Annotated in this window: 12 protein-coding genes; 4 read left to right on the top strand and 8 right to left on the bottom strand. The window is 70.8% G+C overall.

Annotation, left to right across the window (positions count from 1 at the left end):
- The first annotated feature begins 27 nt into the window (after positions 1-27).
- The 4 genes from tal to pgl are packed head-to-tail and all read left to right on the top strand — an operon-like array spanning position 28 to position 4,513.
- Positions 28-1,146, top strand: coding sequence for a transaldolase (gene tal / locus EIZ62_RS25300; RefSeq protein WP_156694979.1), 1,119 nt, complete (start codon positions 28-30; stop codon positions 1,144-1,146).
- A 3-nt stretch (positions 1,147-1,149) separates the two neighbouring features.
- The gene (gene zwf, locus EIZ62_RS25295; RefSeq protein WP_156694978.1) at positions 1,150-2,682 is read left to right on the top strand and encodes a glucose-6-phosphate dehydrogenase; all 1,533 of its coding nucleotides are present in this window, start codon (positions 1,150-1,152) and stop codon (positions 2,680-2,682) included.
- A complete protein-coding gene (gene opcA / locus EIZ62_RS25290) occupies positions 2,679-3,734 on the top strand; it encodes a glucose-6-phosphate dehydrogenase assembly protein OpcA (protein WP_156694977.1) in 1,056 nt (351 codons plus the stop codon). The genes zwf and opcA overlap by 4 nt, the downstream gene beginning before the upstream one ends.
- Entirely contained in the window at positions 3,731-4,513 is a 783-nt protein-coding gene (pgl, locus tag EIZ62_RS25285; RefSeq protein ID WP_156694976.1) for a 6-phosphogluconolactonase, read from the top strand. The genes opcA and pgl overlap by 4 nt, the downstream gene beginning before the upstream one ends.
- Here the strand turns inward: pgl and EIZ62_RS25280 are convergent.
- From EIZ62_RS25280 to gap, 8 genes are all read right to left on the bottom strand, one after another.
- Complete coding sequence (locus EIZ62_RS25280) at positions 4,489-6,117, bottom strand: PH domain-containing protein (protein WP_244376284.1); 1,629 nt, start codon at positions 6,115-6,117, stop codon at positions 4,489-4,491. The two genes, pgl and EIZ62_RS25280, sit on opposite strands and share 25 nt — an antisense overlap.
- 77 nt (positions 6,118-6,194) lie before the next feature.
- Positions 6,195-6,695: a PH domain-containing protein gene (locus tag EIZ62_RS25275; protein ID WP_156694974.1), complete on the bottom strand. Its 501-nt coding sequence runs from the start codon at positions 6,693-6,695 to the stop codon at positions 6,195-6,197.
- Positions 6,696-6,699: 4 nt separating this feature from the next.
- On the bottom strand, positions 6,700-8,352 hold the full coding sequence (pgi, locus tag EIZ62_RS25270; RefSeq protein ID WP_156696594.1) for a glucose-6-phosphate isomerase: 1,653 nt from the start codon (positions 8,350-8,352) through the stop codon (positions 6,700-6,702).
- A 171-nt stretch (positions 8,353-8,523) separates the two neighbouring features.
- Positions 8,524-8,859 carry an RNA polymerase-binding protein RbpA gene (locus tag EIZ62_RS25265; RefSeq protein WP_003957010.1) on the bottom strand — a complete coding sequence of 112 codons (336 nt, stop codon included), beginning with the start codon at positions 8,857-8,859 and terminating at the stop codon, positions 8,524-8,526.
- A 110-nt stretch (positions 8,860-8,969) separates the two neighbouring features.
- Complete coding sequence (gene secG, locus EIZ62_RS25260) at positions 8,970-9,200, bottom strand: preprotein translocase subunit SecG (protein ID WP_064073089.1); 231 nt, start codon at positions 9,198-9,200, stop codon at positions 8,970-8,972.
- 182 nt (positions 9,201-9,382) lie between these two features.
- A complete protein-coding gene (gene tpiA, locus EIZ62_RS25255; protein WP_156694973.1) occupies positions 9,383-10,159 on the bottom strand; it encodes a triose-phosphate isomerase in 777 nt (258 codons plus the stop codon).
- Between the two features lie 6 nt (positions 10,160-10,165).
- Positions 10,166-11,377, bottom strand: coding sequence for a phosphoglycerate kinase (locus tag EIZ62_RS25250; protein WP_156694972.1), 1,212 nt, complete (start codon positions 11,375-11,377; stop codon positions 10,166-10,168).
- A gap of 120 nt (positions 11,378-11,497) precedes the next feature.
- A complete protein-coding gene (gap, locus tag EIZ62_RS25245) occupies positions 11,498-12,502 on the bottom strand; it encodes a type I glyceraldehyde-3-phosphate dehydrogenase (RefSeq protein ID WP_156694971.1) in 1,005 nt (334 codons plus the stop codon).
- Positions 12,503-12,600: the final 98 nt, after the last annotated feature.

Below are 12,600 nucleotides of genomic sequence, written 5' to 3'. Positions count from 1 at the left end.
TACGAACAAGTAGGAGATGCATTTCTCATGACAGACGCACTCAAGCGCCTCTCCGACGAAGGCGTCGCGATCTGGCTGGACGACCTGTCCCGCAAGCGGATCACTTCCGGCAATCTCGCCGAGCTGATCGACCAGCAGCACGTGGTGGGTGTCACCACCAACCCGTCGATCTTCCAGAAGGCGATCTCGCAGGGCGACGGCTACGACCAGCAGCTGTCGGACCTGGCCGCCCGTGAGGTGACGGTCGAGGAAGCCATCCGCATGATCACGACGGCCGACGTCCGGGACGCCGCCGACATCCTGCGCCCGGTGTTCGACGCGACCGAGGGCCAGGACGGCCGGGTCTCGATCGAGGTCGACCCGCGCCTGGCGCACAACACCAAGGCGACCGTCGCCGAGGCCAAGCAGCTGGCGTGGCTGGTGGACCGGCCGAACACGCTCATCAAGATCCCGGCCACTGAGGCGGGTCTGCCGGCGATCGCCGAGGTCATCGGCCTCGGGATCAGCGTCAACGTGACGCTGATCTTCTCGCTGGAGCGCTACCGCCGGGTGATGGAGGCCTACCTCACCGGCCTGGAGAAGGCCAAGGAGCGGGGCCTGGACCTGTCGAAGATCCACTCCGTGGCGTCGTTCTTCGTGTCCCGGGTGGACACCGAGATCGACAAGCGGCTGGACGGCATCGGCACCGACGAGGCCAAGGCGCTGCGCGGCAAGGCCGCCCTCGCCAACGCCCGGCTGGCGTACGAGGCGTACGAGGAGGTCTTCTCCTCCGACCGCTGGGCGGCCCTGGACCGGGCGCAGGCCAACAAGCAGCGTCCGCTGTGGGCCTCGACGGGCGTGAAGGACCCTGCGTACAAGGACACGCTGTACGTCGACGAGCTGGTCGCGCCGGGCACGGTGAACACCATGCCGGAGGCCACCCTGGAGGCGACCGGCGACCACGGTGCGATCACCGGCAACACCATCGCCGGTACGTACGACCAGGCGCGGGCCGACCTCGCGGCCCTGGAGAAGCTGGGCATCGGCTACGACGAGGTCGTGCAGCTGCTGGAGGACGAGGGCGTCGACAAGTTCGAGGCGTCCTGGAACGACCTGCTCAAGTCGACCGAGGCGGAGCTCAAGCGCCTCGCCCCTTCGGAGGCGTAAACCTTGAACGCAGTTCATGGAGCGAATCCGCTCCGTGACGCCGCAGACCGACGGCTCCCGCGCATCGCGGGGCCGTCGGGCCTGGTGATCTTCGGCGTTACGGGCGATTTGTCCCGGAAAAAGCTGATGCCCGCCGTCTATGACCTCGCCAACCGGGGCCTGCTGCCGCCGGGCTTCTCGCTGATCGGGTTCGCCCGGCGCGAGTGGCAGGACGAGGACTTCGCCGACGAGGTGTACCAGGCCGTCAAGCAGCACGCCCGCACGCCCTTCCGGGAGGAGGTGTGGCAGCAGCTCAGCCAGGGGATGCGGTTCGTCCAGGGCAACTTCGACGACAACGAGGCGTTCGAGACCCTGAAGAAGACGATGGAGGAGCTGGACCAGGCGCAGGGCACCGGCGGCAACTTCGCCTTCTACCTCTCCGTGCCGCCCAAGTTCTTCCCCCTCGTCGTCCAGCAGCTCAAGAAGCACGGGCTGGCCGACGAGAAGGGCGACGCCTGGCGGCGCGCGGTCATCGAGAAGCCGTTCGGGCACGACCTGACCTCCGCCAAGGAGCTCAACGAGATCGTCCACGAGGTCTTCTCGCCCGACCAGGTCTTCCGCATCGACCACTACCTGGGCAAGGAGACCGTCCAGAACATCCTGGCGCTGCGCTTCGCCAACACGCTCTTCGAACCGATCTGGAACCGGTCCTACGTGGACCACGTGCAGATCACCATGGCCGAGGACATCGGCATCGGCGGGCGCGCCGGGTACTACGACGGCATCGGCGCCGCCCGTGACGTCATCCAGAACCACCTCCTCCAGCTGCTCGCGCTGACCGCGATGGAGGAGCCGGCCTCCTTCGACGCGGACGCGCTCGCGGCCGAGAAGACCAAGGTGCTGGGCGCGGTGAGGCTGCCCAAGGACCTCGGCAAGTCCACCGTGCGCGGCCAGTACGCGGCCGGGTGGCAGGGCGGCGCGAAGGCCGTCGGCTACCTGGAGGAGGACGGCATCGACCCGCAGTCGAAGACCGACACCTACGCCGCGATCAAGCTGGGGATCGACAACCGCCGCTGGGCGGGCGTCCCCTTCTACCTGCGCACCGGCAAGCGGCTGGGCCGCCGCGTCACCGAGATCGCGGTCGTCTTCCAGCGCGCCCCGCACTCCCCCTTCGACCACACGGCGACCGAGGAACTGGGCCAGAACGCGCTGGTCATCCGGGTCCAGCCGGACGAGGGCGTGACGCTGCGGTTCGGCTCCAAGGTGCCCGGCACCTCGATGGAGGTCCGGGACGTCTCGATGGACTTCGCGTACGGCGAGTCCTTCACGGAGTCCAGCCCCGAGGCGTACGAGCGGCTGATCCTCGACGTCCTGCTCGGGGACGCCAACCTCTTCCCCCGCACGGAGGAGGTCGAGCTGTCCTGGCAGATCCTGGACCCGATCGAGCAGTTCTGGGACCGGCACGGCAAGCCCGCGCAGTACGAGTCCGGGACCTGGGGTCCGGTCGAGGCGGACGAGATGCTCGCACGAGACGGACGGAGCTGGCGCCGGCCATGAAGACCGACCTGACGGACACCACGTCCAGCAAGATCAACAAAGCCCTGGTGCTGGGGCGCCGCGCCATCGGCACACCCGCCATCGGCATGGTCCTCACCCTGGTCATCGTCACCGACGAGGAGAACGCCTACGACGCGCTGAAGGCCGCCAACGAGGCGTCCCGCGAGCACCCCTCGCGCACCCTGGTGGTCATCAAGCGCCCCTCGCGTTCGCCGCGCGACCGGGCCAACGCCCGCCTGGACGCCGAGGTGCGCCTCGGCGCCGACGCCTCGACCGGCGAGACGGTCGTGCTGCGGCTGTACGGCGAGGTCATCGACCACGCCCAGTCGGTGGTCCTGCCGCTGCTCCTCCCCGACGCCCCGGTGGTCGTCTGGTGGCCGGTGCAGGGCCCGACCGACCCGGCCAACGACCCGCTGGGCGCCCTCGGGCAGCGGCGCGTCACCGACAGTTACGCCTCCGAGCACCCGGTGCGGGACCTGACCGCGCGCGCCGCCGCCTACACGCCCGGCGACACCGACCTGTCCTGGACCCGGATCACCCCGTGGCGCTCGATGCTCGCGGCGGCCCTGGACCAGGTCACGTGCGAGGTCACCGCGGCCGAGGTGGAGGGCGAGGAGTTCAACCCGAGCGTCGAGCTGCTGGCCATGTGGCTGGCGGACCGGCTGAAGATCCCGGTCAAGCGCTCGGCCTCCGCGGGCCCCGGCCTGACCGCCGTACGCATGGAGACCACCTGCGGGCCCATCGTGCTGCACCGGCCGGACGCCACCCTGGCCACCCTGTGCATCGAGGGCCAGCCGGACCGGTCGGTCGCGCTCAAGCGCCGGGAGACCTCGGAGCTGATCGCCGAGGAGCTGCGGCGGCTCGACCCGGACGACACCTACGCCTCGGCGCTGCGCTACGGCGTGGACCGGCTCGGCGAGGCGGCACGGCCCGCCGGCGGCGGTGCGGCGGAACCGGACGAGCGGTCCGGCGAGGACCGGTCCGCCGAGGAGAAGCCGGCGGCGAAGAAGGCCGCGACAAAGTCCCCGGCCAAGAAGGCGGCGGCCAAGTGACCGGACCGGAGCTCGTCGTCCACCGCGACAAGGAGCTGATGGCCCGGGCCACCTCGGCCCGGCTGATCACGGCGATCGTGGACGCCCAGGCCGCGCGCGGCACCGCCTCGGTCGTCCTCACCGGCGGTCGCAACGGCAACGGCCTGCTGGCCGCGCTGGCTTCGGCGCCGGCCCGGGACGCGGTCGACTGGTCGCGCCTGGACCTGTGGTGGGGCGACGAGCGGTTCCTCCCGGAGGGCGACCCCGACCGGAACGACACCCAGGCGCGGGCGGCACTGCTCGACGGCGTTCCGCTCGACCCGGCGCGGGTGCACACCATGCCGGTGCTCGACGGCAGACACGGCAAGGACGTGGACGCCGCGGCCGACGCGTACGCGGCCGAACTGGCCGCCGCCGCGGGGCCGGACGACGAGGGCCCCGTCCCCGCGTTCGACGTCCTGATGCTGGGCGTCGGCCCGGACACGCACGTCGCCTCCCTGTTCCCGGAGCTTCCGGCGGTACGGGAGACGGAGCGCACGGTGGTCGGTGTGCACGGTGCGCCCAAGCCGCCGCCGACGCGGATCTCGCTGACGCTCCCGGCGATCCGGGCGGCGCGCGAGGTGTGGCTGCTCGCGGCGGGCGAGGACAAGGCACAGGCGGTGGCGGTCGCCCTGTCGGGCGCGGGCGAGATGCAGGCCCCGGCCGCCGGCGCGTACGGCACGTCGCGGACGCTGTGGCTGCTGGACGAGGCGGCCGCGGCGCGGCTGCCGGCCGCTCAGGAACGGCCGTCGGTTTCCTGACGCTTCGTCACGTCACGTTGTGGAGGGCCCGGTTCACCCGCTGACGCGGGGGTGCCGGGCCCTCGGCGCGTTCGGTCGGTGCCCGGTGCGTCGTCCGGTACCGAACCGGGGGCGCGCTCCAGGAACGGCTCCAGGAGCCCCGGTACGGCCGCCGCGGCGAACGTGAGCCCTTCGGACCGGTCCGCGTCGTGGACGTGGTACGCGCCCGCGCCCGCCGCCGTCGTGGCCGTCAGCGTCACGAGGCCCGCGCGGCGCTGGAAGTACGACTGCCGCACCGTCCAGCCGATGACGCCACCCCGCTGGAGGGCGACCGTGGCGCGGCGTACGGTGCCGGAGCGGGCGACCACGTAGTCACCGCTGGTCCCGTGGCCCAGGCTGCGGTAGGCGTCGAGGGCGAGGAGCACCGCGAGCGGCGGCAGCAGCAGGGCGCAGGCCACGGCGGCGTGGAGCAGCACTGTGCTGAGGGCGGCGCCGAGGACGGCGAGGACCAGGACCGGCACCGTCGCGGCGCCCACGGCCCACCTCAGCCGCCGGGCCCGGGCCGCGCGGGGGTGGGCGGTGAGCGGCGCGCCGGTCGGGGGGCCCGCCTCCCGGAGGACCTGTGCGGCGACGGCGTCCGCCAGCGGGCGGGGCGCGGGGGGCAGCAGCGTCTTGTGGTCGGCGTGCCGGTCGTCGCCCGCCGCGGCGAGCCCGGTGGCCACGGCGTCCACCCGGGCCGCGCCGCAGAGCCGCACGCCGAGCGGTTCGACCAGCTCCACTCCGCGCAGGCGCCGCTCCTCGATGGAGACGGAACGGGTGGTGAGCAGACCGCGCCGCACCCGGAGGGTGCCGCCGGGCTCGCGCTCCAGCCGGTAGTTCCACCACATCTCGACCCACAGGCCGAGGGCGCCGACGACGCCGGCGAGCAGGGCGGCGGCCGCGAGCGCGAGGACGACCCCTAGGACGGGGGTGTCCCGGAACCGGTCACCCACCCAGTCGATCACGTCGTCCTGGGCGCCGAACCACTCGCTGACCTGCATCAGACCGCCCGCCGCCGCGCCTCCGAGCAGCGGGGCGACGAACGACAGGGGCGCGTACCGGATCCAGCGGGGGTCCAGGGCGGCCAGCTCGCCGTCCGGGTGGGCGCGCCGGGCGGGCTCCGGGGGCCGGGCGAGCAGTTCACGCCGGAGCCGTTCGCCCTCCGCCCTGCTGACCGGGTGGAGCTCCAGCGTGGACTCGCCGCCCCCGGTGTGCTCGCCGGTGCCTATCCGGACCTTGACCAGGCCGAGGACGCGCAGCAGCGGGTGGGCCGTCAGGTCGACGCTGCGGATGCGTTCCCGCGCCAGCGACCGGCGCTTGACCAGCAGCAGTCCGCTGTGGAGCTCGGCACGCTCGGGCCCGATGCGGTACCGGGTGCGGGTCCAGCGGACGTACTCCAGCGCGGCGCCGCCCAGCACGAAGACCACCGCCGCGGCGAGCAGCAGCAGGGCGCGGGCGCCCCGCAGCGGCCCCTCCCGGAGCCAGGTGCCGCCGCTGAGGCCGAGCAGCACCGGCACACAGACGCCCCAGGCGACTCCGGCGGCGACGAGGGCGGTCACCAGGACGGCCCGCTTGTCGAGCCGCAGCCACCCGTCGTTGTGGGTGGTGTGCGTGGTGGTGCCGGGGGTGTCGGCGTCCCCGGCGCGGGGACCGGAGCCGCTGCTCACGTCGCGTCCCCGGGCGTGTCCCGGGTGATGCGGGTCAGCCGTTCGGCCAGGTCCGCGGCCAGCTCGTGGTCGAGGCCCTCGATGCGGACGGCGCCCTTGGAGGACGCGGTGGTCACGGTGACCGTGGCGAGGCGGAACGCCTGCTCCAGCGGCCCGCGCACGGTGTCGACCGTCTGGATCCGGGACATCGGCGCGATACGCCACTCCTGCCAGAACGCCCCCGTCCGGACGTAGACCGCCTCGTCGGTGACCTCCCACCGGTGGACCCTGAACCACCAGCGGGGGAGGAACGCGGCGCAGCCGAGCCCGGTCACGGCCAGGGCCGCGGCGGGCCCCCACAGCCAGGGCCTGGCCGGCTCGAGCAGCGCGCCGAGCACAGCCGGCACGAGCACGGGCACCCCGGTCAGCAGCAGCAGCCGCGTACGCCACCAGCCGACGGCCCGCTCGTTGAGCGCCCGGTCCGGCGGCCGCAGCCGCACCGCGTCCTCCCCCGTCATCCGGTCACCTGCCCCGGAGGGTCCGGTACCGGTCAGCCAGTGCGGCGGTCGAGCTGTCGAGCTGGTCGCCGCCCTCGCCCCGGGTCAGGACGGGCTCGATCTTCTTGGCGAGCACCTTGCCGAGTTCGACGCCCCACTGGTCGAAGGAGTCGATGTTCCAGACGGCGCCCTGGACGAACACCTTGTGCTCGTACAGCGCGATGAGCTGGCCGAGGACGGCAGGGGTCAGCTCGTCGGCGAGGATCGTGGTGGTGGGGTGGTTGCCGCGGAAGGTCTTGTGCGGCACCAGCTCCTCCGCCACACCCTCGGCACGGACCTCGTCGGGCGTCTTGCCGAAGGCCAGCGCCTGGGTCTGGGCGAAGAAGTTCGCCATCAGCAGGTCGTGCTGGGCGACCAGGCCGGGCCGCAGGTCGTCGACCGGCTTCGCGAAGCCGATGAAGTCGGCCGGGATGAGCTTGGTGCCCTGGTGGATCAACTGGTAGTACGCGTGCTGCCCGTTGGTGCCCGGCGTGCCCCAGACGACGGGGCCGGTCTGCCAGTCGACCGGGTTGCCGTCGCGGTCGACGGACTTGCCGTTGGACTCCATGTCGAGCTGCTGGAGGTAGGCGGTGAACTTCGACAGGTAGTGGCTGTAGGGCAGGACGGCGTGGGACTGGGCGTCGAAGAACGCCCCGTACCAGACGCCCAGCAGACCCAGCAGCAGTGGCGCGTTCTCCTCCGGCGGGGCCGTGCGGAAGTGCTCATCGACCAGGTGGAAGCCGTCGAGCATCTCCCGGAACCGCTCCGGCCCGATGGCGATCATCAGGGAGAGGCCGATGGCGGAGTCGTAGGAGTAGCGGCCGCCCACCCAGTCCCAGAACTCGAACATGTTGGCCGTGTCGATGCCGAAGTCCTCGACCTTGCCGGCGTTGGTCGACAGGGCGACGAAGTGCTTGGCGACGGCTTCCTGACCGGCCCTCAGCTCGGTGAGGAGCCAGTCGCGGGCGGAAGTGGCGTTGGTGATGGTCTCGATGGTGGTGAACGTCTTGGACGCGATGATGAACAGCGTCTCGGCCGCGTCCAGGTCGTGGATCGCCTCGTGCAGGTCGGCGCCGTCCACGTTGGAGACGAACCGGAAGGTCAGGTCCCGCCGGGTGTAGGCGCGCAGCGCCTCGTACGCCATCGCCGGGCCCAGATCGGAGCCGCCGATGCCGATGTTGACGACGTTCTTGATGGGACGGCCGGTGTGGCCGGTCCACTCGCCGGAGCGGATCCGCTCCGAGAACGCGGCCATCTTGTCGAGCACCGCGTGCACACCCGGCACCACGTTCTCGCCGTCGACCTCGACCACGGCCTCGCGGGGGGCGCGCAGCGCCGTGTGGAGGACCGCCCGGTTCTCGGTGGTGTTGATCTTGTCTCCGCGGAACATGGCGTCCCGCAGCTCCGCCACTCCGGTCGCGGCGGCCAGCTCGCGCAGCAGCCGCAGCGTCTCGTCCGTGACGAGTTGCTTGGAGTAGTCCAGATACAGGTCGCCGACCCGCAGCGTGTACGCGGTGCCGCGCGCCGGGTCGGCCGCGAACAGTTCACGCAAGTGCGTCTGCCCCAACTGCTCCCGGTGCTTGCCGAGCGCCGTCCACTCGGGCATCCGGTTGAGCCTGGTGCGGCTTGCTGCGTTCATCTCGGACATCAGCCCACTTTCTCGTGCCTGCCTGCTTGCCCCGCTGCCCTTCCAACCTAATTGATCTGCGGCGCCGGGGTGGCGAAGGCAAGCGCGGACCGAGCATCGGCGATGCCGCGCACAACACAGCGGGCCCTGCCGGTGGATTCCACCTACAGGGCCCTCGGTCGCTCAGATCTCGCCGCGGAGTTTGGCCAGCGCCTCGGCCAGGATCGCCTCGCCGTCCGCGTCGCTGCGCCGCTCCCGTACGTACGCGAGGTGCGTCTTGTACGGCTCGGTGCGCGGCGGGTCCGGCGGGTTGTCCCGGTCCTGGCCGGCCGGGAACCCGCACCGCGGGCAGTCCCAGGTGTCGGGGACCTGCGCGTCACTCGCGAAGCTCGGCTGCGTCTCGTGCCCGTTCGAGCACCAGAAGGAGATGCGGAGTCGCGGCGCGGACTCGCCCCGCTCGGCCTCCCCCATCGGCCCCGCGCCGACCCGGCTTCCCCGGATCGCGTTGCCACTTGCCACGGTTGTAACTCCCTGCGTGATGGTGCTCGAAGATGCCCCAGTCTACGTAAGGCCCAACGCGCGTCCAGTGATTGGAGTTACACCCCTTCCCGGGACGCGGAACCGAGACGTCAGTTGTCCAGCTTGATCAGGAGAGCAAGTACGACAATGCACGCGAACCACAGCAAACCGACGACCACGGTGATGCGGTCCAGGTTGCGCTCGGCGACGGAGGACCCGCCGACGGACGACTGCATGCCGCCACCGAACATGTCGGAGAGGCCGCCGCCCTTCCCCTTGTGCATCAGCACCAGCAGCATCAGCAGCGCGCTGAAGACGATGAGGGCGATCGAGAACCCCATAACCACGGCTGGACCCTACTTCCTGGCAATTCTCGGACTACACGGACTGTCGACACGACTGTCGGACGTCGGACGTCTGCGGACGACGGGGGCCCAGGCTCGCTCCTGGGGAAAGAGCCTCGGCCCCCGCAAGGGTACGACGATTCCGCCCTACCGCATACTCACCGGCAGGGGGACCCTACTCACTGGTCGCGGAACCGGACGATCTTGACGAACTCGTCCGCGTCCAGCGCCGCGCCGCCCACCAGGGCGCCGTCCACGTCGGGCTGCGCCATGATCGCGGCCACGTTCGAGGACTTCACGGAGCCGCCGTACTGGATGCGGACCTTGTCGGCCAGCTCCTTGGAGTACAGCTCGGCGAGCCGCCCGCGGATGGCCCCGCAGACCTCCTGGGCGTCCTCGGGTGTGGCGACCTCGCCGGTGCCGATGGCCCACACCGGCTCGTAGGCGATGACGATGGTCTCGGCCTCCTCGGCCGGGACGTCCTTCAGGCCGCCGTCGAGCTGGGCGAGCGTGTGGGAGACCTGCTCACCGGCCTTGCGGACGTCCAGGCCCTCGCCGACGCAGAGGATCGGGACCAGGCCGTTGCGGAAGGCCGCCTTCACCTTGGCGTTGCAGACCTCGTCGGACTCGCCGTGGTACTGCCGTCGCTCGGAGTGGCCGACGGCCACGTACGCGCACTTCAGCTTGGCCAGCATCACGCCGGAGATCTCACCGGTGTACGCGCCGGAGTCGTGCGCCGAGATGTCCTGGGCGCCGTACTTGATCTTCAGCTTGTCGCCGTCGACCAGGGTCTGGACGGACCGCAGGTCGGTGAAGGGTGCGAGGACGGCCACCTCGACGGCCTCGTAGTCCTTGTCGGTCAGGGCGAAGGCGAGCTTCTGGACGTGGGCGATGGCCTCGAGGTGGTTGAGGTTCATCTTCCAGTTGCCCGCCATCAGCGGGGTGCGGACGGTCATTGAGGGTCAGTCCTCCAGTGCGGCGAGGCCGGGAAGCGTCTTGCCTTCGAGGTACTCGAGGCTCGCGCCGCCGCCGGTCGAGATGTGGCCGAATGCGTTCTCGTCGAAGCCCAGGGTCCGGACGGCCGCGGCGGAGTCGCCACCGCCGACGACCGTGAAGGCCGGGGAGTCGACGAGCGCCTGGGCGACGGCCTTGGTGCCCTCGGCGTAGTCGGGGTGCTCGAAGACGCCCATGGGGCCGTTCCAGAAGACGGTGGCCGCGTCGGCGAGCTTCGATGCGTACAGCTTGCGGGTCTCGGGACCGATGTCCAGACCCTCCTGGTCGGCCGGGATCGCGTCGGCGGCGACCAGCGTCGGGTTGGCCGGGGCCTTCGTCTTCAGGTCCGGGAACTCGGCCGAGACCAGCACGTCGACGGGGAGCACGAACTCCACGCCCTTGGCCTCGGCGCGCGCCAGGTACTCCAGGCAGGCCGGGACCTGGTCCTCCTGGAGCAGCGAGATGCCGACCTCGTGGCCCTTGGCCTTGAGGAAGGTGTACGCCATGCCGCCGCCGATGAGGATGCGGTCGGCCTTGTCCAGCAGGTGGTCGATGACGCCGAGCTTGTCGGAGACCTTGGCTCCGCCGAGGACGACGACGTAGGGGCGCTTGACGTCGTCGGTGAGCTTCCTCAGGACGCCGACCTCGGTGGCGATGAGGTATCCGGCGTAGGCCGGCAGCAGGCGCGGCAGGTCGTACACGGAGGCGTGACCGCGGTGCACGGCACCGAAGCCGTCACCCACGTACACGTCGGCGAGGGCGGCGAGGCGGGCGGCGAACTCGGCGCGCTCGGCGTCGTCCTTCGACGTCTCGCCGGCGTTGAAGCGGAGGTTCTCCAGGACGGCGACCTGACCGTCGGCCAGGCCCTCGACGGCCGCGTGGGCCTCGGAGCCGATGGTGTCGCCGGCGAACGAGACGGGGCGGCCGAGCAGCTCGCCGAGGCGCGCGGCGGCGAACCGCAGCGTGAAGGCCGGGTCCGGGGCGCCCTTGGGGCGGCCGAGGTGCGAGGCCACGACGACCTTGGCACCGGCTTCGGTCAGCGCCTTGACGGTGGGCAGGACGGCGCGGATGCGGCCGTCGTCGGTGATGGTGGTGCCTTCCTGCGGCACGTTGAGGTCGGCGCGGACGAACACCCGCTTGCCTTCGACCCCTTGACGCAGAAGCTCGTCGATCGTCTTCATCTGTCCTCTTACTCCGTACTCCTTGGAAGATCGACGCAAGCGTCAGGGCCCGTGCAGCGCGGCGTTGCGCTGCCCGAGCCCTGCGCTCACATCGAAGTGCCTGCCCTGCTGCCCGGTTTCTTAGAGCTGGCCGCCGACGAAGACGGTGAGGTCGACGAGGCGGTTGGAGTAGCCCCACTCGTTGTCGTACCAGCCGACGACCTTGACCTGCTTGCCCTGGACCATCGTCAGCTGGGAGTCGAAGGTGCAGGAGGCCGGCCAGTTGACGATGTCCGAGGAGACGATCGGGTCCTCGGTGTACTCGAGGATGCCCTTGAGCTGGCCCTCGGCGGCCTTCTGGAAGGCGGTGTTGATCTCGTCCCTGGTGACCTCGCGGTCGAGCTCCAGGACCAGGTCGGTGACCGAGCCGGTCGGGACCGGGACGCGCATGGCGATGCCGTCGAGCTTGCCCTTGAGCTGCGGCAGGACCAGGGCGGTGGCCTTCGCGGCGCCCGTCGAGGTCGGGATGATGTTCTCCGCGGCGGCGCGGGCGCGGCGGAGGTCCTTGTGCGGGAAGTCCAGGATGCGCTGGTCGTTGGTGTACGCGTGGACCGTCGTCATCATGCCCTTGACGATGCCGAAGTTCTCGTCGAGGACCTTGGCCATCGGCGCCACGCAGTTGGTGGTGCAGGAGGCGTTGGAGATGACGTGGTGGTTGGCCGCGTCGTACTTGTCCTGGTTGACGCCCATGACGATGGTGATGTCCTCGTCGGTGGCCGGAGCCGAGATGAGGACCTTCTTGGCGCCACCGGCGATGTGCTTCTCGGCGTCGGCCTTCTTGGTGAAGATGCCGGTCGACTCGATGACGATGTCGACGCCCAGCTGACCCCACGGGATGTCGGCCGGGTTGCGCTCGGAGAGCACCTTGATGGTGTGGCCGTCGACCGTGATGGTGTCGGCGGTGTGGGTCACCTCGGCCTTGAGGCGGCCCAGGATGGTGTCGTACTTCAGCAGGTGGGCCGTGGTCGCAGTGTCACCCAGGTCGTTGACAGCCACGATCTCGATGTCTGCACCCTGCTCCAGCAGCGCGCGGAAGTAGTTACGACCGATGCGGCCAAAGCCGTTGATGCCTACGCGGATCGTCACGAACCGATCTCCTCGTTAGGTACGCCGGGTTTCGACGCCCGGCGAGTTGCTATTTGGGATGTCCCCGACCGCTTACGACCCTACCTCCCTCCAGGCGG

The organism is Streptomyces ficellus (genome assembly GCF_009739905.1).
In the GTDB taxonomy this organism is placed as follows: Bacteria; Actinomycetota; Actinomycetes; order Streptomycetales; family Streptomycetaceae; genus Streptomyces; species Streptomyces ficellus_A.
This window is presented reverse-complemented; position numbering and strand designations above follow the sequence as displayed.

Bases quoted from the DNA above. Each gene is read 5' to 3' on its own strand.
- EIZ62_RS25250 (WP_156694972.1), bottom strand. From the start codon at position 11,377: ATGAAGACGATCGACGAGCTTCTGCGTCAAGGGGTCGAAGGCAAGCGG.
- tal (WP_156694979.1), top strand. From the start codon at position 28: ATGACAGACGCACTCAAGCGCCTCTCCGACGAAGGCGTCGCGATCTGG.
- opcA (WP_156694977.1), top strand. From the start codon at position 2,679: ATGAAGACCGACCTGACGGACACCACGTCCAGCAAGATCAACAAAGCC.
- EIZ62_RS25275 (WP_156694974.1), bottom strand. From the start codon at position 6,695: ATGACGGGGGAGGACGCGGTGCGGCTGCGGCCGCCGGACCGGGCGCTC.
- tpiA (WP_156694973.1), bottom strand. From the start codon at position 10,159: ATGACCGTCCGCACCCCGCTGATGGCGGGCAACTGGAAGATGAACCTC.
- secG (WP_064073089.1), bottom strand. From the start codon at position 9,200: ATGGGGTTCTCGATCGCCCTCATCGTCTTCAGCGCGCTGCTGATGCTG.
- pgi (WP_156696594.1), bottom strand. From the start codon at position 8,352: ATGAACGCAGCAAGCCGCACCAGGCTCAACCGGATGCCCGAGTGGACG.